Genomic DNA, 24,282 nt, shown 5'->3' on the forward strand with positions numbered 1-24,282 from the left:
ATGCCAGCTGTGCCGATCTGAAAACCGCAATCAGCGACAGGCCGTGGTCGCCCTGTTGCCATACTGCGGCGGCTTGTCGTGCGGGTCGGTCACGCACCCACCCTTTGCAACGAGGATCGCGTGGCCGACACGATCAATCGCCTCCCATCTCGCTGTAGCGTGGGTACAGATCGGCCTCGCTCCGTGCGATTACGCAGGATTCAGCGAGGATGCCAGCGCTCGGCAAAGCACTTATGCTGATCCAGAGATGGAGCTATCAAGAACCTTTCCCCTGCCCCGTTCTGAAGGCTTGAAGCGGAACGGTTCAACCTGTCGGGTCACCTGGTTCCTGTGATGTAGTTTGTGAGTTGATCGATAACAAACTCCCGATCTTCAATAATGCTCTTGACCAGATCTCCAATTGAGACCAGCCCAACCAGGTTACCATCATCCATGACTGGAAGGTGTCTCACCCGCTCGGCTGTCATGATCGCCATGCATTCCTCAACCGTCCGATCAGGCGTGACATAAGCAAAGCCGGTTCGCATCACGTCCTTGACCGCAGTCGTCGGCGATGATCGGCCTTTCAAGAACACGTCCCTGGCGTAGTGGCGTTCTGTGAAGATTCCGACGGGATCACCGTTATCGACAACGACCAAGGCGCCCACGTTCTTGCGTGCCATCTCTTCGATCGCCGCAAAGACTGTGTCATCAGGCCCGATCGTCCATACGAGCTGGCCCTTTTTATCCAGAATGTGCCGCACGATAGTCATGGTGCACCCTCAGCCATGAGCTGCTGAGCCGGAAGGTCCCGGCAGCTAAATTGCACAAGCACCTCGCAAAGCCTCAAACGCCGTTCGATGGAGACATGATGGTGCGCCCGCCCTTGCAGCGGGTCAAGTAAGCCAGACTCTCGCTCTTCCAGCCAGGCGACTGGATGGCGGGTCGGCGCAGGTGTATGCTGACGCTGTGGCGAAGGCGGAGCGATGCGATGATCAGAACCGCTCTTGGTCGCGGTCTTGGGTCCTCTCAGGACGATCACCCTGCTCAACGCCCGAGGCATGGACGAGCGAACCCTGAGCCGGTCTTTCTGATGGCGTGCGAGCAACTGCTGGTTCTGGTTGAGAGGCACCTGCGGCTCACCGAACCCTGGGCCAGTTTCGTTCCGGTCTGCTTGGTCGAGTCCGGCGGATCACGCTCCGACAAGGCGAGCCCGTAGGAGGATCGGCACCTCATCTTGAAACCTGAGAGCGGCCAGCCGACGACTGTCAGGAACACGCCCGGAGCAGTTAAATGCCCAGGACATAGTCAGGCAAAGGCCGGGCCGGGACCGGCGGTTGGTCCATCTCGGCCTGCGCACGTGGGCCGAGGCTTTTCATCCCCGAGGACAGGTCATAGGCCCGCCGCGATTGGGGCTCGGCGGTATGGAACCAAACGCCTCACGCGCACGGGGGCGGCTCGACCCGATGGATCTCCAGCGACACCGTCACAGTCAGGACCCGCTGGCGATGCTCGTTCCGCACCTCGACCCTGACGTCCTGGGCGTCATCCTGGAGTAAGCAATCCTGCCCGATTTTGGCCGCTGCCTCGGCCGCTGCCTCGGCGGCCACGCGTTGAGCGGCCTCCAGGCTGTCGAGCTCGACGCCCGCATCATCGGGCATGAACTTCGCCCCATCCCGCACGTCGAAATAAAAGCGGGGCATCGCGACCTCCATTGGTGTGCGGGGTCAACACCGCAGCCAGCACCGTGTTCAGCGTGTCGGCCTCTGTTCCATAAAAGCACTTCTCGGAAGTTCACAGTCAGCCAGAGAGATTATCTGACGAAACCGGCTGGCGGGCGCCGGGCAGCAGGCGGTCATAGAGCTGCCGGATCTTGCCGTAGCACTCGCAGGCGGCCTCCTCGAGCCCCGCCCGGTCCGTGACCGTGATGCCCCCGCGGTTCTGCCGGATCAGCCCCGCTGTCTGGAGTGTGCGCGTCACCACGCTGACCGTGGAACGCTGCACCCCCAGCATCTCGGCCAGGAACTCATGGGTGAGCGGCAGGGTGTCCTGATCCGCCCGGTCATGGAGCCTCAGGATCCAGCGGCAGCAGCGAGCCTCGACCGGATGAACCGCATTGCAGGTCAGGATCTGAAACATCTGGGCCAGGAAAGCCTCGCCATAGTGCATGATCAGCCGCCGCAGCCGGGGCCGGGCGTTTCTGATCTTGTCAAAGGGCTCGTACGAGATACGCGAGGCGGTGCCGGGGATCTGCACGAGATAGCGGCCGAAGGCCTCGCGCGTCACAAGGGCGCTCAGCAGACCCAATACCCCCTCGCGCCCGAACACCGCCACCTCGACAGAGCCACCATCCTCGAGCACGTTCACGAGCGAGACGATGGCATGGTGGGGGAAGTAGGCATGGCGGATGGGATCGCCGGGCTCGTACAGCACCTGCCCGCGCGACAACTCGACGAGCTCCAGGTGAGGCGCAAGGGCTGCCAAGTCCTCCGCCTCCAGACTTGCCAGGAGCCAGTTCGTGCGGTGATCTGCGTTCATAGTCTTAGGCGTTGTGACCGGGTCAGTTCGGCCAGACAACGCGGAGCGGTGCGAATTGTCTCAGTCTGTTGGGCATCCGACGGACAAGGCAGGTTGGCTTCCGTACAAAGGCTACATCGATCCTGTTCTTTTTGCCCCTATGGGCCGGACCTTGAAGCGTCCCAGGAAAGAGAGGGCGCTTTCTTTTTTGGCAAGAACGGAAGCTCGGGCAGAGCGGCTTCACAGATCCCGATAAGCCCCGCCGCAGCTTGGCCCGAGCAATGGCCTCCAGCGCCTGACCGACCTCAAGTGCGCTGACGAACTCCTCCACGTTCTCCTGCCGCTGGTGCCGATGCGGCCCCAGTTGCGCATCAGACGCAGATCAATGCCTGCGTGCCTGAACCAGATAGGCGGGTACAGTTGTCTCCCCGAGCGCCTTGCAGGCTTCCAGGCGATGGAGGCCCTCCACCAGAACAAAGCGGCTGCCATCAGGTCGCACCAGAATAGGTACTTCCTGACCCTTCTCCATCATGCTCTCTGCAAGGGCCTCAACCTTCTGCGGATCAAGCGTTTGACGCCGCTTCACGGGCACATAGACGTCTTGGATCGCGAGGATCTGCTTCTTCAACACCATCCCGACTGCTCCGACCTGAGGCTCATACCGGAGCAAAGCTTATGCGCCGTGAGGTGGCTTGCATAGGAACATGCCCTCCCGAGAGGCGTTCACCGACAGGCCCAGCTTGGCCATTGACCCGCGCGGCGGTGCGGGACCTCCTCAACCGGAGACACACCTATGAACAAACTCACGGCACTTACCGGCTTCATCCTCTTGGCGGTTTCCTCTGCATGGGCGCAGACCCCGCCCCCCTCTCCTCCGCCTGGCGCTCCTCCGGCTGGCGATGCCGCAGCCACCGGTGGCATCATGGATTACTGGTGGGTGATCCTGCTGGTGGTCCTTGCCATTGTCGCCATCTGGTACTTTGTGCGCGGCCGCAGCAGTCGCGTGTAGGCCAGCGCCTCACGCTCGCCGGTTGGGGAACGGCGACACGAGCTTCGGCGTTGGTCCATGGACGTCTTGATGCTCATGACGACCGTCTCCGAAACAGGAACCCGGCCCCGTGCCGGGTTCTTTGTGACATGGCTGCCTTCTGCAAGGAACGCAGTTGTCTTCCTGCCGCAGCGTAGCCCTCACAGATCTCGATAGCCCCGCCGCCGTTTCCGCCAACTTCGGATGGCGGACACCCCGCCAAGTAATGTAGCGCCTACCAACATGGCGACGAGCATTTGGGGGATGAAGTGCCAGCGCAGCTCTTCGGAGTCCATATTCTGGTGGTCGTGAAAAAGATGCCGGATCGTGGCTATGAAAATGCCCACGATGGCCCCCATCACCGCGAAGAGAGGAGTGTTCCGCAGTCCGACTGAGATAGGGCTCTTTCCCATCCTTAAGACTTCTACTGCTTGGCGATGGCGCTCTGCGCCCTGTTCCATAATCGAACAGCCTCTCAGTTCCACCCTGATGAGGAAGAATAACGCAACAGCGCGGCTTTTATTCCCCCATACCTCCATGTCAAATGGTTCTATGGCTGAACCGGTACATGAGCCTAAGTAGCCCAAGATCTTGGTTGAGCAGTTCGGCTCTGCCTTCGATCCAGAGGTCATCGATGCGCTGCTACTTTCATCTTGTGAACAGTCACGAGACCATTCCAGATGATGTCGGCATCGAAGTTACCGATCTGACGACGGCGAAGGACCACGCGCTTCAAGCCATCGAGGACATTCGAGAGGAGGCGATCCAGCTTGGGGCATCATGGCAGGGCTGGCGGCTCGATATCGTTGACCCGTCCGGCAACATCCTCTTGTCCATCCCCTTAGACCCGCCTCTGCACTCAGTCGGCTCTTTCTGGAAAAACTAAGTTACCTCAGAAGGTGACATTGGCGAAAACCGAACATCCGCCGACAACCTGCCTTGGATCAGCCCAGATGTCCGCGCCGCAATGCTAAGTCAGCTTAAGTTGCGGGGGTAATCCATGCACCCGGATGAGCCTTTTCCTCTGAGGGCCGTTCCATCGCGGGTAGGATCCGTGATCCTGAGCGAGTTTAATGGCCGCTGTCCCAGCCTGCGTGAGGTGGCCGAGATTTCAGACCGCGACTGGCTCACAATTCCGGGCGTCGGTCCCGCAGTCCTCGAGATGATCCGCCATGTCATCGGTCCACGTCTATTGCAGACGGCTCGTCGCTCATCGCCGCGATGGAGCGATGCCGAACTCCTGGACCGCCTCGAACGGCTGCAAGAGGAGGTTCGAGTCCTTCAGGACCAACTGCGGGCAAGGCGGTCCCAAGCTCCAAGACGCAAACCCAACCGCCAGTGGCATCAACTGGCCGTGCGGGACGCAAACCATCGGCAATCTCTCACAGATCCTGATAGCCCCGCCGCCGCTTCGCCTTGGCGATAGCCTGCAGTGCCAATCCGGCCTCAGTTGCGCACCAGGCGCACGGTCCCGAACAGATCCCGCTCGATCATGAGGCTGTAGAAGCGCCGGATACCCTGCCCCGGGCCGATTCTGTGCAGCACCAGCTGGTGCTTGATCGGGGAGCGCAGTTCGTCAGGCATCAATCCCCTGATCCGACGGGATCACACTCCTCCATATCGTCCTCATCGAAGACCACCTCGGCGACCGCGTAGGGTGGGCCGTTAAACCATCCTTCGAGCTCCGCCTCCTCCTGCGTGAGATACCGTCTGACGTGATGTCCATCGACAAGGGTCGTGGTTTCAACCAGGTCGATCCTGATCGCCACGACGGTCCGGGTTCCGGTATCCGTGCAGCGCCAGCGACCAGCCGGGGTCGTGAACTCGCAGCCGATCTGGAAATCAGAATGCTTCATAGGCTGTTCTCCGGCTTCAGGATTACGTTCTGCCCTTCTCTCACCCGCCTCGGCTCTGCCGAATGCCTTGCAACAGTCTGTTCAAAGCGGATTGGTTCGCAAGGTGCAAATCCGATCGGTTGCAACAGCCCCGCCATCTGTTCGCTGGCCCAAAGGCATAATAGGACGCCGACTCTGCCCTAATTGTCGGAGCGAATCGCCCAAGCCTCTCTTGGGATTCGTGCCATTCGGGGCGCCTTTTGCGAAGGGAGACGAGAAGGGTCTCGAACAGGCCAAGCTACTCCGCTGTCACCCTCAGTGTTACCCGAGAGCAATTTGGACCCGAGGCCGCTGCCAGAAGATGAATATGGAATCCTTGCCAGTTCAGGGTTTGAGGTAGTGAGCGCGCTGGGACTCGAACCCAGGACCCTCTGATGAAAAGTTAGAGGCTCCGCTACTCGTTATCCTCTTGCGTCGGGGCCCCGAAAACACGCAGGGCACCGGGCCGGCTTCGGTAGCACAGTGGCGAGCGCAGGACGACAACCTCTCCGTCGAGCGCGACGAGAAGCCTGCTGGCCCGCGAGCGGATCTCGGCTCTCGAGACTCTCATGATCCGCAGGTCCCGCTTCAACTCCAAACGCCCCACGACCGCCCGAGCAGCAAGCCATAACAGAGCCAGCCGGCTCTGGGCCCGGGTGATGTAGATGCAGAGCTCTCCACTGTCCAGCCTCCCCCGCCTGCCGAAGACCGACGCCGTGAGAGCGTATTCGTTGTTGCCAATAAACACGATTGGGCTCCGGCACGGTTGAACCAAACCTTCTGCGGCAATCGAGAGCCGCCTCAGCGGAAGATGGCGCAGCACGCGAAACCCGGACATGATCAAGGCGCTCAACTTCGACAACCCTTCTCGGCGCCGCCTTCGCTCCCGCTCCCGAACCAGATACGGATAAAGTCCGATGGAGGAATTGTTGATGAAGGTCTCTCCATTGACCTCTCCCACGTCGAGTAGACGGGTTTGTCCGGCAGCGATCAGCGCCACCGCTTCGTCGATCGTGGTGGGAATGCCAAGATCCCGGGCGAAATGGTTTAGGGTTCCGAACGGTAGGATGCCGAGCGGAATGTTCGTTCCGGAGAGTACATCGGCGACGGTGCGAATGCTGCCGTCCCCGCCGCCCACCACGATAGCGTCCAGCTCTTGATCCTTGATGCGATGCGCAGCGTGCTGTGACGCCTTATGCAGCTCCGGTCCTGTTAGGAATTCCAGGGTCGCTGAAACCCGATGCTGCTCGAAGGCGGCGGTCAGCGCTGCGCGAAGGGTGTCACTGCATTGGCCCTCCAGCATCCCGGCAGAGACGTTCAGGAATACGGCAACTCTCGTCCGAGATGACATGAGTGGTGAATCCGGCAAGCCCAGCCATGCTAATGCGCCGCATGGCGAAACGGTTTCTCCTGAAGGCGGTCGCGTATGCCGAGCCGAGGTGACAGCACGGTCTCGCATTCCCCCTCCCCTCGCACGACTAATGCCGCAGGGCGCGGGGACAACCGCTTGAAGGTTGTCAAGCCAGCATCGGTACGTCGTGAACTGGTAGTGCTTCATCACGTTTTTGAGGTGGCAAGGGCTGAGTGGAATGGGACTATCCACTCCAACCCTGTCCATCAGATCAAGCTCCCAAGCGACCCTAAGCCGAGAGAACGGCGGCTTGAGGATGGGGATGACGCACGATTGTTAGAGGCACTCAGGTCAAACTCAGCTTGGTATCTTCGCCCTCTGATCGCTCTCGCCATCGAAACAGGGATGCGCCGGGGCGAACTTCCGTCGATCCGATGGAAGGACGTAGATATGACTGCTCCGACCATCTGCATGCTCAGGACCAAGAATGGTCATCCTCGGACGATCCCGCTCACACCAAAGGCGGTTGAGATACTGGCCTCAAAAGGTGGCTGAGAAGTTGGCTAGGGTAGCAACCTGAGAGAAGCGGGAAGAAGAGTCTGAGAGATTAGAATGTCGCCTCTCAGACCCTTTCAACAGGGCATGATGAAACAAGCTATCGGCGGCAACGCCTCACGCGGCGAGTAACAATGTCTCCATCCTCATCCTCTTCACGAATGATCACAGTCCGACAGCGACTTACACTTCCGGTAGATAGCCGATCATCGTCGTAAATGCGGCGACGCTCAATATAACGCCGTTCATATCGATCTTCGTCAGGACCAACCCGAACGCTTGGACCATCTGGACCAATACCAAACTGGACCTGAGCAGACGAAGGTGGCGAAGCAACCATACTTGAGCCAATCAATGTTGCCGCTAATAGCCAAGTTGTCTTCCTCATCATCCCGTCTCCACGTAAATGGCAGCTACGGGCCAACGCATTACTTTGCTTTACGTTTCACAATAGATTGAAGCGATGCCTCTCAGGCTTCTACAGCATCGGACGTGAAAAGTGGATTTGCACTTTTGGGACCCATCCGATGCTTTCTCCGTCAATGAGAGCATCGTTGAGAGCGGAACCGGAGGTCCGCACGATGCTGTAGTCAGCATCTTTGAGAACGTTCAGAACTGATAGTGGGCACAGTGATCCGAGGGGGCTGAGCTGCTACACTCACGAGAGGCTGAGAAGTTGGCTAAGGCAATTGTTGGTTGATCAAAAGAAAAGAGCCTGATGGGATCATCGTCAGGCTCAAGTTCAACAGATGGGAAGGACCAGGAATGCTTGAGCTGAGGACGATGCTCATCCTGAGTTCTTCTTCCTGCTTCTGCACTGGCAAAGATCAGGTTCAGCGACAAACCTCTCTACGCACCTGAACCGTCTCGCCCCAGCGGTTCACCCGCTCTTTGATGATGATCCTGCAATCCTCGTGATAGCCCCATCTTGGCCCTGCAAACACAGGCCGCTCCGCGACAGGAACACCGTAGTACGCGCCCCAGTGGGGCCGCCTCTCCTTCCACTCGGGAACAGGACGTCCGTAATAGCGGCCTGGATCACGATGCTCGGACCAATGTTCGCGGTGGCTGTAGTCGTTACGCTCAAACGACCCGTTGCCGTAATCAGCAATGTTCTGATGCAGATCATAGCCGTTTGTGGGGACGGTGAAACTCAGCTCGGATGCCTGAGTCGCACCGCCAACCGTCAGAGCGGCAACAACACCAAGCACAACCCTTTTCACTCCAAAGCTCATCCGAACTCTCCTGTCAGGGCTGAACTCGTACTGAGGCACCCATTGCTCAGGAGATTGCCTCACATCCCTTGAAGCGAACCCGAACAATCCATGCAGCTTCTATTCATCCTCGGCGCTGGCGCATCGTGCTTAAAAAGTAGACCCGGTTTTCACTGACGTGGCCCTTCGGGTCGCTGACGCGGACCTCCGGTTCCGCTTTCAACGATGCACGCACTGAGGAAGGGAGCATCGGACCCAAAAGTGCAAGTCCACTTTTCACGTCCGAGACTCTAGGCTGCTTGACCTAGATTGGCTCTGATCAGCGGCCACCGCGATCCACGAATGTTGAGCCGCTACACTCACCTGAGGCCAGAAAAGGCAACTGAGACATTGGCTAGCGCGACAGTTGGTTGATCAAAGGAAAAGAGCCTGATGGGAGGACCACCGTCAGGCTCATGAGTTCAACCAGAGGAAATTAATGAAGTCCGTGAGGCCAACGGCTAGGCCTTACGCGGGTTCCCTCTCAGGCTTAAAGACTGGCAAGGTACTTTGCTACTATCAAAGCCAGCACGATGAGAACCAAGGCTCCAACTGCCAAAGGACCTTCGGCATGAGCGTCGAGCAGCTTCCAAATACGCAGGGACAGGCGAGGCAACCTCATTCTTGTTCTCCCCAATCAACTTCTCAGCTTACCACGAAATGAGAACAAATAGCGAACAAACGAGTTCGACTGTTGATGGCTGTGGATCAGTTCCTCTCCGGTCTGGTGGGAACAACGCAACCAGAAAGAAAAGCGCCCGAAGGCGCCTCTGAGTGATCAGCCGCAGGGGCCAATCATGGCTGATGAGCCACAGTAAACAAGAAGTTAACGAACCAACACAGCTCTAAAGGGGTACTCCGTTTGGTTCCTATTCACACGAATAGCAAATCAGATACCGGTGGGCTTCCCGTGGGGGCGGCGGGCCAAGGGCCGCAGACCTGGACCAGATCAGAGTTCAGGCGCGGCCCTTTTTCATTCCTGGATGGCTCTTTCCACTGTCGCCCTCGCAGTACTGGCGGCGATCTCGGCTTGGAAGGTCCGCCCTATCCGACCAAGAACGCCTGTCTATGGCACTAACCTCCCCAAAGCAAAGAGCCCCAGGGTTCGGACCTGAGGCTCTCTCTTGGGGCCAAGTAAGGTGCCTAGAGGGCTGGGCTGGGGGCAAGTCTGCACACTAGGCATTGAGCTAACAGCCCACTAGCGTTCCCAGTTCAATAGACTGAAGGGGTAGTGAAATCTCCAGTTCCCATGACTTCTCAAGGGGGCGGTTCTCTATGGCTGCCCTTTTCACATCCACTACCTCCTTTTAGGTGGCATAGGAAGATCCTGGGCTTGGTTCGGGAAAATGGCGAGCTCTGTCGTGACGCAGGAGGATCTCCATGCCCCGCACACGCTTTACGAAAGAGTTTCAGGATGAGGCTGTGCGGCTTGCTCTAACGAGCGGCCGCAGCCGACGTGAGATTGCCGCGGATCTCGGCGTCGGTCTGTCGACCCTGCGCCACTGGATTGATCGCCGCCGCGAGCGCGAAATCGACGACCCGCCCGAGGACCGTCAGGAGGACATGGCGGCCGAACTGAAGCGGCTGCGGCGCGAGAACGAGATCCTGCGCCAGGTGCGGGACCAGGAGCGGGAGATCCTGAAGAGGGCCACGGCTTTTCGCCACGGAGGGAAGTCGAAGAAGTTCCAGTTCATCAATGCGGCGAAAGAGGACTTCCCCGTCCAGCGTCTGTGCCAGATTCTGAACGTAAGCCCAAGCGGCTATTTCGCATGGAGTTCTCGTCCGGCCAGCTGCCGGCAGCGGGAGGATCTGGTGCTGCTGGCCCATATCCGCTCGGCTTTTGCCCGTTCGAACGGCACCTACGGCAGCCCGCGTACGACCCGCGAGCTGCAGGACGAGGGGCTGGAGGTTGGTCGGCGCCGCACCGCCCGGCTGATGCGCGAGAACGGTCTCAAGGCCCGGCAGAGGCGCCGCTTCAAGCGCACCCCCGACTGCCACCATTCTTTCCGGCTTGCTCCCAACGCGATCGAGCAGGACTTCTCGGCTGAGGGCCCGAACCAAAAGTGGGCTGCAAATATCTCGTACGTGTGGACGAGCGAGGGCTGGCTGTATCTGGCCGTCATCCTCGATCTCTTCGCTCGGCGGGTGGTCGGCTGGGCGGTGAGCGACCGGTTGCACAAGGAGTTGGCTCTGGAGGCGCTGCGCAAGGCCCTGGCGGTTTGGCGGCCGGACAAGGGGCTGATCCACCATAGTGATCGCGGCAGCCAATATTGCTCAACAGCCCACCAGACGGAGCTGAGGAAACATGGCATCCGGACCTCAATGCCCGGGAAAGGGAACTGTTTCGGCAATGCGGTGGTCGAGACATTCTTCAAGAGCTTGAAATCCGAGCTGGTCTGGCGCACCGTCTTCCAGACAAGGGCCGAGGCCGAGGAGGCGATCGGCCATTACATTGATGGTTTCTACAACCCCGTCCGGCGTCATTGGACGCTCGATTATGTCAGTCCGGTTCAGTTCGAAAGGCTGGCCAGATAGCTCTCAACCCGCTCCCCACTAAACCGAAGCAAATCCACTTCGCTTGAATTCGGAGTACACGCGGTCAATGTGTGCACAGTCCGATCCTTGCAACAGAGCGCCACTAGCGTGCTCATCAGCCCGGAAATCCGCACCATATGGGGCTGAGGCTTATACATCTCGTAGAGTCAGAGGCGCGCCTAGAAGAGCGCGGCGTTTGAGCCACGGGCTCGCGCGATAGCGTGGATCGCCATAGAAGGCATGGCATGCATCGAGGATGCTGAGAATTCGCCGGGGTCCGAGATCATCTCCGAAACGCAGCGAACCCCGCGGATAACCCAAGCCGATCTCGACGGCGCTGTTAATGTCCTCAGGTGTCGCAATGCGCTGCTGCGCGATGTCTGCTCCGATATTCACAATGCACGCAATAATGCGCTGGGCGATGAAGCCGGGACTGTCGTGAATGACCGTCACGGGTTGATTGCCGGCTGCGAGCAGCGCGTGAGCGGCGTCTCTTATATCCTGGCGGGTAATGGGCGTTCCCATGAGCGTCCGTCTGCGATCCAAGCCGAACAGGCAGTCGACCGCCACAGACCGGGTCGGGTCGAGATCCTCAGCCAAAGTGGCAGTCGTTGTATCCTCCCCGAACGGCGTGAGCATGATGATGGCATCATCGGACGGCCGCTCGCCGGTCTCAATGTGTGCTCCAGCCGCCTCAATGACACTGCGCAAGACATCGGCTGCATCCTGATGACGGTTGCTGATCCAGACCCTGACGCCCGTCAGATCCAATTCCGGAACTGCCGCTTCCGATGGCTTCTGTGCGCGTCCGTTGACATAGGCATAGAAGCCTCGCCCTGTCTTACGGCCGAAAAGCCCTGCAGCATGGCGCTGAGCGACGATCGGGACGGGCCGATAGCGAGGCTCCTCGTAGTATTGGTGATAGATCGATTCAATCACTGCATGGGAGACATCGAGACCGGTTAGATCCAGAAGCTCAAAGGGACCGAGGCGAAATCCTGCCGCATCCACCATGACCCGGTCCACATCGGCAAAATCCGCGATGTCCTCCGATACGATACGAAGAGCTTCCGTCGCAAAGGCCCGGCCAGCATGATTGACGAGAAAGCCAGGCGTGTCGGAGGCACGAACCGGCCGGTGGCCCAGGCGATGAGCGACGGCCGTGAGTGCATCGAGGACACATTCATCTGTCATGATGCCGCCGATGACCTCGACCAGCTTCATCAGCGGAACCGGGTTAAAAAAGTGAAAGCCTGCCACACGCTCCGGCTGGCGAGCCTTGGCGGCGATCCCGGTGACCGAAAGCGAGGATGTGTTCGTCGCAAGAATGCAGTCGTCACGGACCACTCTCTCGAGCGCGGCGATCACCATCTGCTTGACATCCAGGCGCTCGGCGACGGCTTCGATAACGATATGGCAGGAAGCGAAGGCATCGTAGCCTCTGTCAGGTCCGGCATTCGTCGCCCGCAGGCGACCAACGGCAGCTTCGGCGTTCTCAGGGGTGAGGCTTCCCTTGGCAGCTTTGCGGCGGATCATGCCGGCGCAAAAATCGACAGCCTCGGCGACGGCCTCCGGCCGAGCATCAGCCAGGAGGACTGTGATCCCTGCCTCGGCCGCCACTTGAGCGATGCCGCGGCCCATGATGCCGGCCCCGACAATTCCAAGAGTAAGATCCGGCCGAGTGGCCTTGAGCGTCATCATCAAAGACCCGTGAAATTCGGTGATCGTTTCTCGATGAAGGCCTGCATGCCTTCCTTCTGGTCTGCGGTCGCGAACATAAGCTGGAAGGCATGCCGTTCCATGACGAGGGCCGCTTCCAGGGGAAGATCGCCCCCTTGCAGGACCAACTCTTTGATCTTGCGGACCGCGAGCGGCGGCAGAAGGGCGATCGAGCGGGCGAGTGCCAGCGCGCGGTCGAGGACCTCGTCGTCAGGCACGACCTCGGTGACTAGCCCCATGGCCTCCGCTTCCTGAGCTGAAACCATCTCCCCCGTGAGCAGGATCTTCATCGCCTTGAACTTGCCGACGGCTCTGAGGAGACGCTGAGTTCCGCCCGCTCCTGGAATAATCCCGACCCTGATCTCAGGCTGCGCGAATTTGGCGCTCGCGCCGGCGATGATCATGTCGGCATGCATGGCAAGCTCGCACCCGCCTCCCAACGCAAATCCATTCACCGCAGCGATGAGTGGTTTGGGGAAATCCTTGATGGGGCCCCAGTTCCGCTCGCTTGCGCGAAGGATCATGTCGATCGGCTGAGCGTCCGCCATGGCCTTGATGTCGGCGCCTGCGGCGAAAACCTTCTCCATTCCGGTCACAACGACACAGCGGATGTCGTCATTGCTGGCAAGTTCCACAAAGGTTCGAGCCAGTTGTTCGCGCACGGCGCTGTTCAACGCGTTCCGAGCCTCTGGCCGATTGATGCGCACGAGAGCGACGCATTCACCCCCACTCTCCAGCAAAACCTCCATGCTTCCCTCCCGACACATCCTATTTAACGTTTCAGCTCTTTGGCCATGGCTGACAGGCCAGAGCAGCGGTGCTCATTTTCCCGAAGGAACGACAGCCGTCGCCTCGATCTCGACGAGTGCGTTCCTTTCCACCAGCCGCACGACCTGAACCAGAGCCATTGCCGGGTAATGCGTTCCGAAGACACTCCGGTAGGCACGACCCAGTTCACGCAGGTTGGCCAGGTAATCATCGATGTCGACGACATACCAGGTTAGCCGGACGACATGCCGGGGCTTGGCCCCGCCTTCCGCCAGGATGGTGCAGATGTTCTCCAGCACTTGGCGCGCCTGCGCGACGAAGCCTTCGGGAAACTCGCCCGCCTCGTTCCAGCCCACGATCCCGCCTGTCACGAGAATCCGTCCCTCCGCCATCATGCCGTTCGAATAGCCCTTGGGAGTCGGCCAATTCTTCGGCTGCAGAGCCGCGACGCCCTCATCGAGGATCGGCGTGGCTTGAGAGCCTCCAGAGACCGTCATTGGCAGTTCTCCTAGTAGTGTGTTCCAAGGCCTCACGCCCTGTAGCAACCCGCTTGCTGCTGCCGACGGGTTTTCCCGCTTCAGGTCCGTTTGCTCAGCGGGCTCTCGGAACGAGATCCATCGAGCATTTTCAGAAGTTCGCGCGCAATCACGACCTTCTGCACTTCCGTTGCACCCTCGTAGATGCGCAGCGCACGAATTTCACGGTAGAGTTCCTCGACCTTCACGCCCTTGGTAACTCCGAGGCCGCCGAAGATCTGAACCGCCTTGTCAATGACATCTTGAGCGGCCTCGGTGGCGTGCATCTTGGCCATCGCAGCCTCTCGCGTCACCCGAGGCGCACCCTGATCCTTCGCCCACGCGGCGCGGTAGATAAGGAGTGCCGCGGTGTCGACGTTTGTCGCCATGTCGGCCAAGGCGGCTTGCGTCATCTGGAGTTCTGCCAAGGGAGCTCCGAAGAGATGCCGGGACGAGGCGTGACGCAACGCCTCATCCAAGGCCCTGCGGGCAAATCCGAGCGATGCGGCGCCGACGGTCGAGCGAAAGACGTCCAGGGTCGCCATGGCGACCTTGAAACCTTCTCCTGGATTACCGATCCGCTTCGTCAACGGAACTCTACAACCCTCGAAACGCAGGGTTGCGAGCGGATGCGGCGCGATAACATCGATACGATTCTCGATGATGAGACCGGGAGTATCGGCATCGACCACATAGGCGGACAATCCCTTCGCGCCAGGAGCCTCTCCGGACCGTGCGAAGACGATATAGTAATCCGCGATACCGCCGTTGGAGATCCACGTCTTGAGGCCATCAATTCGCACGTGACCAAGGCCATCCGGAACTGCGGTGGTGCTCATGGCCGCGACGTCCGATCCGGCCTCCGGCTCGGACAGCGCGAAGGCCGCGATGGCCTCACCGCGGGCCACCTTCGGCAGGTACTGGCGCTTCACGTCCTCGGAACCGAAAAGGCTGATCGGGCCGGAGCCGAGGCCCTGCATCGCGAAGGCAAAATCCACAAGCCCATCCTGGTAGGCCAGCGTTTCGCGCGACAGGCAGAGCGTCCGGACATCGAGGGTCGAATAGAGGCCGCCATGAGCTTCCGGTATGACAGCTCTCAACCATCCATCGTCGCCCAGCTTGCGCACGATGCGGCGGCACGATCCATCCACATCGCCATGATCGACAAGGCCATGTGATTCAGTCTCGACCCAGGTCTTCAGCGACTCCGCATACTGGAGGTGACGATCATTGAAGAAAGGCCATTTCAGAAACGTGGCGTCGATCATGTCAGTCTCCCTGGAAGACCGGCTTTTCTTGCGCCGCAAAGGCCCTGTAGGCGCGGGCGAAGTCCTCCGTCGTCATGCATAGAGCCTGAGCGACGGCTTCCGCCTCAATCGCTTCCTCCACAGACATTGCCCATTCCATGGCAAGCATGCGCTTAGTCATCGTATTGGCGTAGGTTGGTCCCGAGCCGATCTCTCGCGCCAAGGCCTTTGCCTCGCGAAGGAGTTCGGCCTCGTCGACAAGGCGGCTGAAGAATCCCCAGCGCTCGCCCTCCTCAGCCTTCATGAAGCGGCCCGTGTAAAGAAGCTCCGAGGCTCGACCCTGACCGATGATGCGTGGCAGGATCGCACAGGCGCCCATATCGCAGCCAGCCAGTCCCACCTTGTTGAACAGGAAAGCCACCTTGGCACTCGGCACCGCGAGCCGGAGATCGGAGGCCATGGCGACGATGGCCCCGGCGCCCGCGCAGATCCCCTCGACGGCCGCGATGATGGGCTGGGGAGCGGCCCGCATGGCTTTCACCAACTCGCCGGTCATGCGCGTGAAGGCCGTCAGGCCTTTCGTATCCATCTCAACCAACGGCCCGATGATCTCGAACACATCGCCGCCGGAGGAAAAGTTGCCGCCTGCACCTGTCACAACGATGGCCTTGACGCTGTCGTCCCTCGTACAGGCATGGAAGAAGTCCGTCAGCTCGCGGTAACTCTCGAATGTCAGTGGATTCTTCTTTTCCGGACGGTTGAATGTGACCGTCGCGACTGGACCTTCCACCGAGAGAAGGAAGTGACGAGGCGTATACTCGGCGAGGGGCAATTTGACTGGATTGGCGAACTTCATCACTGAGCCACTCCCGTGATGGCGTTTCTGGCGGAGAGTTTTGTTTTGGCGAGCAGGCGCATCAATTCCTTCCGCTCCCTCTGCGTGAGCCCGCCGAAGATCTCGGCGATCCACGCCTCGTGCTCGGCAGCCATCGCGCGGAACTCGGACCGGCCGGCTGGCGTCAGGTTGACGATCTGAGCCCTCCGATCGATCTCGGAGACGCGGCGTTCGATGTGCCCGGAGGCGACGAGCCGGTCGACCAGGCTGGTGAGATTGCCGTTCGACACCATCATCCGCTTCGAGAGGTCCGAGAGCGTCATCCCCTCCGGTGTTTTGTCGAGCTGCGCCATGAGATCGAAACGGGGAAGGGTCACGTCGAACCGATCGCGCAGACGACGACGAACCTCGCCTTCGATCAGCGTGGAGCATGTCAGCAGCCGGAGCCAGAGCCGAAGTTCGTCACGGTGATCTTCGGGCATCTCGATGGCCTTCGTCTCGGCATCAAGCGGGATTGTCTGGTTGCTCATATCAAATCTCTCCACCTGCCACCGCGATGGCTTGGCCTGTCACGGAGCGGGCCCCCTCGCCGCATAGCCACAAGACCGCATCGGCGACTTCCGACGGGCTGATCAGTCTTTGCTGAGGATTGTGCTTCACGAGTTCGCTCAGGGCCTGTTCGCGCGTTCTGCCCGTCTTCGCCATGATGCGTTCGAGACTCTCCGCCACAAGATCCGTATCGGTGAAGCCGGGACAGACCGCGTTGACGGTAATGCCCGTCTTCGCCGTCTCCAGCGCGAGCGCTCGCACGAAGCCGATAACCGCGTGTTTCGCCGCACAATAGGCACTCACGTAAGGATAACCCTTCAGACCCGCCGTCGAGGCCACTGCGATAACGCGCCCGAACCCCCGCTCGGCCATGGAGCCGAGCACGGCGTGCGTGACGTTGGTCACGCCGAGCAGATTGACGTCCAGCATCTGCCGGAACACGTCCGGAGTGGACTTCAGGAACGGAGCCGAGGCCGCAGACCCGGCATTGGCGATCATGAGATCCACGGGTCCATGCCACGAGATGGCAGCCTGAACGGCAGCTTGGACGGCATCCGGATCGGTGACGTCGGCCACGGCGGCGGCATGGGCATCGCCCTCTGATACAACGCGATCCAGGGCTGCCTGATTCCGGCCGAGGATGGTGACCTTAGCCCCTGCCCCTGCAAGCGTCTTGGCAATGGCTCGGCCGATGCCGCGCCCGCCGCCGGTGACAATTGCGTGCCGGCCTTGAAGAAGGTTCATATCCATATCATTCCGCGGCGAGGGACTTCCCGCCGGCCTCCATCTTCAGCTCGGCCCGGGTCTTGGGCTTGGCCTTCATCTTGAGATCCTCCAAGTCCTGCCGGTCGCGAACGGAGTTGCGGAAGATCTGGTCCTTCCCCATGAGATATTGTGGCGGACAATGGATCTCCTTCACGCCATACCAGGCCGCGGCCTTCATGGTGAAGAATGGATCGATCAGGTGAGGTCGTCCCAGAGCGACGAGATCCGCACGGCCTGCGGCAAGGATCGTGTTGACCTGATCCGCCGTCGTGATGTTGCCGACGCACATGGTGGCGACCTGTGCCTCGTTGCGGACCTGGTCGGAAAACGGCGTCTGAAACATGCGCCCGTAGATAGGCCTGGCGTCCCGCACCGTCTGACCTGTCGAGACGTCGACGAGGTCGACGCCGTGCCGGGCGAAAGCGCGCGCGACCTCAACGGCGTCCTCGCCGGTGACACCACCCTCGGCCCAGTCAGTCGCGGAGATCCGCACCGACATCGGCTTGTGCGCGGGCCAGACCTCCCGCATGGCGTCAAACACCTCAAGCGGGAAACGCAGCCGGTTTTCCAGCGAGCCGCCATACTCGTCTGTGCGGCGGTTGGTGAGCGGCGAGATGAAGCTCGCCAAGAGGTAGCCGTGAGCGCAGTGCAGTTCGAGCATGTCGAACCCGGCACACTCGCCGCGCTCGGCAGCTTCGACGAACTGGCTCCTGATGATGTCCATATCGGCGAGGGTTGTCTCGCGCGGAACCTTGCTGTCAGGGAAGTAGGGAATCGGGGAGGCCGAGCAGATATCCCAGCCGCCTTCCTCAAGCGGCCGGTCCATTCCCTCCCACATGAGCTTCGTCGCGCCCTTGCGACCGGAATGTCCCAGCTGCAGGCAGAACTTCGCCGCGGAATTGGCGTGAACGAATTCGACGATCCGCTTCCAGGCTGCCTCCTGTTCATCGTTCCAGAGTCCTGTGCAGCCACGCGTGATGCGGGCCTCCGGCGAGACGCAGGTCATCTCGGTGAAGATCAGCCCCGCGCCGCCGACGGCGCGGGATCCGTAATGGACGAAGTGCCAGTCTCCGGGAACGCCGTCCTTTGCCGAATACATATCCATCGGAGACACGACGACCCTGTTGGGAACCACCATCTCCCGCAGACGGAAAGGCTGGAACATCGGCACGCTCGGGTTATCGATGGAGACGTCGAATCCCTTCCCACGCACCTGGCTCGCGAACGTGCGGTCGACGGCCGCCACGAAATCCGGAGCGCGCAGACGCAGGTTGTCGTAAGTGATGGCCTTGGCGCGGGTCATCACGCCGAAGGCGAATTGCACGGGGTCGAAATCCCAGAAGCGCGCGACGTGCTCGAACCAGACGAGGGAGACGTCGGCGGCATGCTGGGTCTTCTCCACCTCCTCGCGCCGTCCGGTCTCGTAAAGGGACAATGCTCCTTCGACGGTGGCATCGCGCCGGAACGCCTCGTAGAGGGCGATGGCATCCTCCATGGCGAGTTTCGTGCCTGACCCGATAGAAAAATGCGCCGAGGCCTTGGCATCGCCCAGCAGCACCTTGTTGCCCATGACCCAGCGCTGGTTCCGGATCATCGGGAAATTACGCCAGATCGAGCGGTTGGTGAGAATGCGATGCCCACCGAGGAACCAGCCGAAGATCTTTCCCATGAGCGCCGCCGACTCGGCTTCGCTCATATCCTTCAGACCTGCCCGTTCGAAAGTCTCCGGATCGGTCTCGAAAACCCAGGTGGAACGATTCGCTTCGTATTGATAGGCATGAGCGATGAATGGCCCCCATTCTGTCTCTTGGAAGATAAAGGTGAATGCGTCGAGCGGCCTGGTTGATCCCATCCAGGCAAACTTGTTGGGCCGCAGATCAATCTCCGGCTGGAAGTGTCCCGCATAACGGTCCCGGAAGCGACTATTGATGCCGTCCGCCACAACGACGAGATCCGCGTCGTCGAACAGGCTCTCGTCGTCCACGTCGACCGCGTAGCGAAGCCTTACTCCGAGTTCCGCCGCGCGATCCTGCAGGATGAGGAGCAATGTCCGGCGTGAGCAGCCGCAGAATCCGTTGCCGCCGATCCGGTGCTCGGTTCCCTTGAAATGGATCGCGATATCGTCCCAATAGGCGAATTCCCGCGTGATCCTCTGGTAGCTCGGAAGATCGTATTTCTCGAAATTGTCCAGCGTCGCATCGGAAAACACGACACCGAAGCCGAATGTCTCGTCGGCACGGTTGCGCTCATAGACCGTGATATCCGCCTCCGGCTGGAGCTTCTTCAGCAGGATGGAGAAGTAGAGGCCCGCAGGGCCGCCGCCGATGATCGCCGTTTTCATGAAAGCCGAACCCACCCAGTCATTTTGCTTCAAGATCAAAGCAATTTCCGATCAACCATTGTGACGCCTGCTCAACGCAATGAGCCTCAGGCACTCGCGACCTCACTTTTCTGACCTTTGTGTTCCTGGGCCATGCGGCGCAGTTCGAAACGCTGGAGCTTCCCGGTCTGCGTCCGCGGCAAGGCATCGAGATATTCGATGACGCGGGGGTATTTGTAAGGTGCGATCTCGGCCTTCACGTGCTCCTGGAGCCTCTTGGTGAGATCAGGGCCCGGAGCATAATCGGCGCGCAGGACGACATACGCTTTCACGATTGTTCCCCGCCCGTCGTCGGGAGCTCCGACCACGCCGCATTCCGCGACGGCCGGGTGGGTCAGCAATACGGCTTCCACTTCCGGTCCTGCGATGTTGTAGCCGGACGAGATGATCATGTCGTCGGAGCGGGCCTGATACCAGAAGTACCCGTCTTCATCCATGAGGTACGTGTCGCCAGTGATGTTCCAGCCGTTCTGCACGTATTTGCGCTGCCGCTCATCCGCGAGATAGCGGCAGCCGGTCGGTCCGCGCACAGCCAGGCGTCCGATGCTCCCGGGTGGAAGCGTCCGACCGTCCTCGTCGATGATCTTCGCCTCATAGCCTGGAACCGGCTTGCCAGTAGCACCGGGGCGGATCTCGTCTTCCGCCGCGGCGATGAAGATGTGCAGCATCTCCGTCGCGCCGATCCCGTCCATCAGCTTGATGCCGGTGGCCTCCTCCCAGGCCTCGAAGGTGGCCTTGGGCAGTGGCTCACCGGCGGAGACACATTTGCGAAGCGAAGAAATGTCATGGTCCGCAAGCTTCGACAGCATGGCGCGGTAGGCGGTCGGTGCCGTGAAACAGATGGTTGCCTTGTACCGAGCAATCGCAGAGAGAAGATCGTCCGGTCCGGCTTTCTCCAGAAGCACGGTCGAAGCGCCGATCCGCATGGGGAAGAGCACGATGCCGCCGAGTCCGAAAGTGAAGGCCAGCGGTGGAGATCCGATGAAGCGATCGCTCGACTCCGCCCGCAGAACGTTCTTCGCATAAGCATCGCAGATTGCGAGCATGTCACGATGGAAATGCATCGTGCCCTTGGGTTCGCCCGTCGTGCCTGAGGTGAACCCAATGAGGCACACATCATCCGCCGCCGTATCGGCGGCCCGGAAGTCCGGCGAGGCATCGGACATGAGCGCCTCAAGGTTTTCCGGCCCGTCGGAGCCCCAGTAGACGACATGGCGCAGTTCTGGTGACAGTGCTGTTGCGCCCTCCATCTCCTCGGAGAGACGATGATCGCACAAGGCGATGGCTATCTTGGCCTTGGCGATGGGATAGGCGATTTCCTTGGCACGCAGGAGGGGCATCGTCGCGACCACGACTCCTCCTGCCTTCAGGACAGCAAGATAAGCCGCCACCATCATCGGATTGTTGGCCGAACGCAGCAGGACACGATTTCCCGGCACGAAGCCGAGCTTATGGACGAGCACGTTGCAGATCCGATTCACCCGCCCCTGCAACTCGCTATAGGTGAGCGTCTCGGCAGGGCTGATGAGGCAGAGTTCATCTCCCCTGCCCTCGTCCACCCATCGGTCGAGGAACTCCGCCGCGCAGTTGATCCGCTCCGAATATTGTAGTTCCGGTCGGTCGAACAGGAAGGCAGGCCATTGATCCTGAGGAGGGAGGTTGTCTCTCGCGAAGGTGTCCACATGTGCCGTGTCAGCCATCGTCCGTTCCTCTGCTCTGTTTTTGCGCGAGGACGCATCGTGCGGAGCAAAGTTGGCGGGATCTGAGACGCTTCGGGGAGGTCGCATCGGGTAGCGAACCTCGCCGTCTCTGGCCGCTCACGCTCTATCACGCGCCTGTCATTCGCAACCTTCCTCTGCGGAACAATCCGCTTGAAGAAAGCTGGAAATTATTTAAAGTCTAAAATAATTCTTGGCAATCCCAAACCTGGGGATTCAGGCACTTGGCTCCGGCGGAAAGGAGTGTTCGGCAGGCCAAAATTGCTGCACAGTACCGCCGACCGCCGGCGAGGCGCATCTCGCGCCCCGCCGTCACAATCGCGCAGCACGGCAAACCGTGCGCGGGGAACAGCCACACGGGAGTGCATGATGAATCTGATTACCAAAACCCTCGGCATGAGCTTGGCGTTTGGTCTTGCGGCCGCGCCAGCTCTGGCGCAGGAGAAACTGAAGGTGGGCCTGCTCCTGACCCTCTCCGGTCCCTCGGCCGTGCTGGGTCAGCAGGCGCGCGACGGCTTCCAACTCGCCATGAAGGATCTCGGCGGAAAGCTCGGCGGGCGCGATGTCGAGGTGATCGTCGTGGATGACGAATTGAAGCCCGACGTGGCGGTGACGAAGGTCAAGGGCCTGCTCGAGCGCGACAAGGTCGATTTCGTCGTCGGTCCGATCTTCTCGAACGTGGCGGTTGCCGTCCACAAGCCGATCGTGGATACACAGACCTTCTACATCAGCACCAATGCGGGCCCCTCGATCCTCGCCGGCAAGAGCTGCAATCCCTACTTCTTCGCAACATCCTATCAGAATGACCAGAACCATGAGGTTCTCGGCAAGGTCGCGCAGGACCGAGGCTACAAGAAGGTCTACCTCCTCGCTCCGAACTACCAAGCGGGCAAGGATTCCCTCGCCGGGTTCAAGCGGCACTACAAGGGCGAGATCGTTGAGGAATCCTACGTTCCGCTCAACACTCTCGACTTCCAGTCGGAACTCGCCAAGATCGCCTCGCTACAACCAGACGCAATCTTCACCTTCATGCCAGGCGGCATGGGCGTGAACCTGGTCAAGCAGTACCGCGCCGCAGGTCTTGCTGACCGCATTCCCTTCCTGTCCGCTTTCACGGTCGATGAATCAACCCTGCCTGCGCAGCAGGATGCAGCGATCGGCATGCTGGGTGGCTCGAACTGGGCGCCCAACCTTGACACGCCGCTGAACAAGAAGTTCGTCGCGGCCTATGAGGCAGCCTATAATTCCGTGCCGGGCTCCTATTCCATGCATGCCTATGACGCGGCCCTTCTGATCGACAGCGCCTTGAAAGCGACCGGCGGCAAGATGGACAACAAGGACGCCGTGCAGGCAGCCATCAAGAAGGCCGATTTCAAATCGCTGCGCGGCGACTTCAAGTTCGGCGCGAACGGATTTCCGATCCAGGATTTCTATCTGGTGAAGGTGGCCAAGCGCGCGGATGGCAAGTTCCAGACTGAGATCGTGGAAAAGGTGTTCGACGACTACACTGATGCCTATGCCAAGGAATGCGCGGCGACGAACTAGCGCATCGTGCGGAAAAGTGGACCCGGTTTTCCGCACGATGCGCCAATTGACCAGAGAGCATCGGATTGATCCCAAAAGTGCAGTCCACTTTTGGGTCCGATGCTCTAGAATCGCATGACCATGAGAGGCTCTGTCTCGAGCTTGCCTTGGGACAGGGCAATCCTTTGTACCGCAAACATCATCCGAACATTTCCGATGAGTGTTTGCCGCCATTGAAGCGCCGATGACGACGACTCTTCTCCTCATCCAAGCCCTGAACGGCCTTCAGTTCGGGCTCATCCTGTTTCTGATTGCCGCTGGGCTGACCCTGGTGTTCGGAGTGATGGACTTCATCAACCTGGCTCACGGCGTTCAATACATGATCGGCGCATATCTGGTCGCCGCATTCAGTGCCTGGACCGGAAGCTTCGGCTGGGCGCTTCTGCTGGGGCTTGCGACCACTCTGGCCTTCGGCCTCCTCCTCGAAGTTCTGATCTTCCGGCACCTCTACGACAGGGATCATCTCGATCAGGTTCTCGCCACCTTCGGCGTGATCCTGTTCCTGAACCAGGGCGTGAAATTCATCTGGGGCGCGGCTCCCCTTAGCGTGCCCGTTCCTGAGATCCTCTCGGGCTCCGTGGAGATCGCGAGCGGCCTGCTCTACCCGGTCTACCGCCTCGCGATCATCGCCGCTGGCCTTACGGTGGCAGCGCTGCTCTATGGCCTCGTCAACCACACCCGGATCGGAATGCTGGTCCGCGCAGGCGCGACGAATGCGCCGATGGTGTCGGCGCTCGGCGTCAATATCCAGAGGCTGTTCATGATCGTGTTCGGCTTCGGCGCCATGCTCGCAGGTTTTGCTGGGGCGATGGTTGCGCCGATCCTCTCTGTGGAGCCGGGCATGGGCGACAACGTCCTGATCCTCGCTTTTGTGGTGATCGTGATCGGCGGTATCGGCTCCATCCGCGGAGCGTTCCTGGCGGCCCTCCTCATTGGACTCGTCGATACGGTCGGGCGCTCCTTCGCACCCAACCTCCTCCGGCTCTTTCTTGACCCCGCAGCCGCGAGCCAGGCAGGACGCGCCATCGCTCCAATGCTGATCTATATCTTCATGGCAGCGGTGCTGTTCTTCCGTCCCTCGGGCCTCTTTCCCGCGAAACGGTGAGGCGCG

General features: G+C 60.3%; 23 protein-coding genes. 6 read left to right on the top strand and 17 right to left on the bottom strand.

The genetic code is table 11. The features are described 5' to 3' along the window. Positions 1–317 precede the first annotated feature (317 nt). The 4 genes from DC522_RS11740 to DC522_RS11755 all read right to left on the bottom strand — a co-directional run bounded on the left by DC522_RS11740 (position 318) and on the right by DC522_RS11755 (position 3,130). Complete coding sequence (locus DC522_RS11740) at positions 318–752, bottom strand: CBS domain-containing protein (RefSeq protein WP_116528902.1); 435 nt, start codon at positions 750–752, stop codon at positions 318–320. A gap of 666 nt (positions 753–1,418) precedes the next feature. Continuing rightward, entirely contained in the window at positions 1,419–1,682 is a 264-nt protein-coding gene (locus DC522_RS11745; protein WP_116528903.1) for a hypothetical protein, read from the bottom strand. A 97-nt stretch (positions 1,683–1,779) separates the two neighbouring features. Further along, the gene (locus DC522_RS11750; RefSeq protein ID WP_116528904.1) at positions 1,780–2,517 is read right to left on the bottom strand and encodes a Crp/Fnr family transcriptional regulator; all 738 of its coding nucleotides are present in this window, start codon (positions 2,515–2,517) and stop codon (positions 1,780–1,782) included. A 361-nt stretch (positions 2,518–2,878) separates the two neighbouring features. Then, positions 2,879–3,130 carry a ParB N-terminal domain-containing protein gene (locus DC522_RS11755; protein WP_116528905.1) on the bottom strand — a complete coding sequence of 84 codons (252 nt, stop codon included), beginning with the start codon at positions 3,128–3,130 and terminating at the stop codon, positions 2,879–2,881. Positions 3,131–3,289: 159 nt separating this feature from the next. Here DC522_RS11755 and DC522_RS11760 point away from each other — a divergent pair, with 159 nt between their 5' ends. Beyond that, positions 3,290–3,505, top strand: coding sequence for a hypothetical protein (locus DC522_RS11760; protein WP_116528906.1), 216 nt, complete (start codon positions 3,290–3,292; stop codon positions 3,503–3,505). 652 nt (positions 3,506–4,157) lie between these two features. After that, entirely contained in the window at positions 4,158–4,409 is a 252-nt protein-coding gene (locus tag DC522_RS11770; RefSeq protein WP_116528908.1) for a hypothetical protein, read from the top strand. A 560-nt stretch (positions 4,410–4,969) separates the two neighbouring features. Here DC522_RS11770 and DC522_RS11775 read toward each other — a convergent pair. The 3 genes from DC522_RS11775 to DC522_RS11785 all read right to left on the bottom strand — a co-directional run bounded on the left by DC522_RS11775 (position 4,970) and on the right by DC522_RS11785 (position 6,748). Next, on the bottom strand, positions 4,970–5,107 hold the full coding sequence (locus DC522_RS11775) for a hypothetical protein (RefSeq protein ID WP_245444098.1): 138 nt from the start codon (positions 5,105–5,107) through the stop codon (positions 4,970–4,972). After that, complete coding sequence (locus DC522_RS11780) at positions 5,107–5,379, bottom strand: hypothetical protein (protein WP_116528909.1); 273 nt, start codon at positions 5,377–5,379, stop codon at positions 5,107–5,109. Before DC522_RS11780 ends, DC522_RS11775 begins: the two co-directional genes overlap by 1 nt. A gap of 433 nt (positions 5,380–5,812) precedes the next feature. Continuing rightward, on the bottom strand, positions 5,813–6,748 hold the full coding sequence (locus DC522_RS11785; RefSeq protein ID WP_165820129.1) for a diacylglycerol kinase family protein: 936 nt from the start codon (positions 6,746–6,748) through the stop codon (positions 5,813–5,815). A gap of 75 nt (positions 6,749–6,823) precedes the next feature. Between DC522_RS11785 and DC522_RS37200 the strand changes: the two genes are divergently transcribed. Continuing rightward, complete coding sequence (locus DC522_RS37200) at positions 6,824–7,303, top strand: site-specific integrase (protein WP_116528968.1); 480 nt, start codon at positions 6,824–6,826, stop codon at positions 7,301–7,303. 833 nt (positions 7,304–8,136) lie between these two features. Here DC522_RS37200 and DC522_RS11795 read toward each other — a convergent pair. Further along, a complete protein-coding gene (locus tag DC522_RS11795; RefSeq protein ID WP_116528911.1) occupies positions 8,137–8,538 on the bottom strand; it encodes a hypothetical protein in 402 nt (133 codons plus the stop codon). A 1,398-nt stretch (positions 8,539–9,936) separates the two neighbouring features. Here DC522_RS11795 and DC522_RS11800 point away from each other — a divergent pair. After that, positions 9,937–11,091 (top strand): IS3 family transposase, encoded by a 1,155-nt coding sequence (locus DC522_RS11800; protein ID WP_116528912.1) that lies wholly within the window; start codon positions 9,937–9,939, stop codon positions 11,089–11,091. Between the two features lie 150 nt (positions 11,092–11,241). Here the strand turns inward: DC522_RS11800 and DC522_RS11805 are convergent, their stop codons facing one another. The 9 genes from DC522_RS11805 to DC522_RS11845 all read right to left on the bottom strand — a co-directional run bounded on the left by DC522_RS11805 (position 11,242) and on the right by DC522_RS11845 (position 21,569). Further along, complete coding sequence (locus tag DC522_RS11805) at positions 11,242–12,792, bottom strand: 3-hydroxyacyl-CoA dehydrogenase (RefSeq protein WP_245444099.1); 1,551 nt, start codon at positions 12,790–12,792, stop codon at positions 11,242–11,244. Beyond that, entirely contained in the window at positions 12,792–13,559 is a 768-nt protein-coding gene (locus tag DC522_RS11810; RefSeq protein WP_245444100.1) for an enoyl-CoA hydratase-related protein, read from the bottom strand. Before DC522_RS11810 ends, DC522_RS11805 begins: the two co-directional genes overlap by 1 nt. Before the next feature lie 72 nt (positions 13,560–13,631). After that, positions 13,632–14,075, bottom strand: coding sequence for a RidA family protein (locus tag DC522_RS11815; RefSeq protein ID WP_116528914.1), 444 nt, complete (start codon positions 14,073–14,075; stop codon positions 13,632–13,634). Positions 14,076–14,155: 80 nt separating this feature from the next. Next, positions 14,156–15,361 (bottom strand): acyl-CoA dehydrogenase family protein, encoded by a 1,206-nt coding sequence (locus DC522_RS11820; RefSeq protein ID WP_116528915.1) that lies wholly within the window; start codon positions 15,359–15,361, stop codon positions 14,156–14,158. A gap of 1 nt (position 15,362) precedes the next feature. After that, on the bottom strand, positions 15,363–16,199 hold the full coding sequence (locus DC522_RS11825) for an enoyl-CoA hydratase family protein (RefSeq protein ID WP_116528916.1): 837 nt from the start codon (positions 16,197–16,199) through the stop codon (positions 15,363–15,365). Beyond that, complete coding sequence (locus DC522_RS11830) at positions 16,196–16,705, bottom strand: MarR family winged helix-turn-helix transcriptional regulator (protein ID WP_205769615.1); 510 nt, start codon at positions 16,703–16,705, stop codon at positions 16,196–16,198. The genes DC522_RS11825 and DC522_RS11830 overlap by 4 nt, the downstream gene beginning before the upstream one ends. 1 nt (position 16,706) lies before the next feature. Next, entirely contained in the window at positions 16,707–17,468 is a 762-nt protein-coding gene (locus DC522_RS11835) for an SDR family NAD(P)-dependent oxidoreductase (RefSeq protein ID WP_205769616.1), read from the bottom strand. A 7-nt stretch (positions 17,469–17,475) separates the two neighbouring features. After that, on the bottom strand, positions 17,476–19,830 hold the full coding sequence (locus DC522_RS11840; protein ID WP_116528971.1) for a bifunctional salicylyl-CoA 5-hydroxylase/oxidoreductase: 2,355 nt from the start codon (positions 19,828–19,830) through the stop codon (positions 17,476–17,478). 86 nt (positions 19,831–19,916) lie between these two features. After that, positions 19,917–21,569 (bottom strand): benzoate-CoA ligase family protein, encoded by a 1,653-nt coding sequence (locus tag DC522_RS11845; protein WP_116528918.1) that lies wholly within the window; start codon positions 21,567–21,569, stop codon positions 19,917–19,919. Between the two features lie 387 nt (positions 21,570–21,956). Here DC522_RS11845 and DC522_RS11850 point away from each other — a divergent pair, with 387 nt between their 5' ends. Further along, positions 21,957–23,132, top strand: a complete 1,176-nt coding sequence (locus tag DC522_RS11850) for an ABC transporter substrate-binding protein (RefSeq protein ID WP_116528972.1) — start codon at positions 21,957–21,959, stop codon at positions 23,130–23,132. 223 nt (positions 23,133–23,355) lie between these two features. Beyond that, a complete protein-coding gene (locus DC522_RS11855) occupies positions 23,356–24,276 on the top strand; it encodes a branched-chain amino acid ABC transporter permease (protein WP_116528919.1) in 921 nt (306 codons plus the stop codon). Positions 24,277–24,282 lie beyond the last annotated feature (6 nt).

It is taken from the genome of Microvirga sp. KLBC 81 (assembly GCF_003075415.1).
In the GTDB taxonomy this organism is placed as follows: Bacteria; Pseudomonadota; Alphaproteobacteria; order Rhizobiales; family Beijerinckiaceae; genus Microvirga.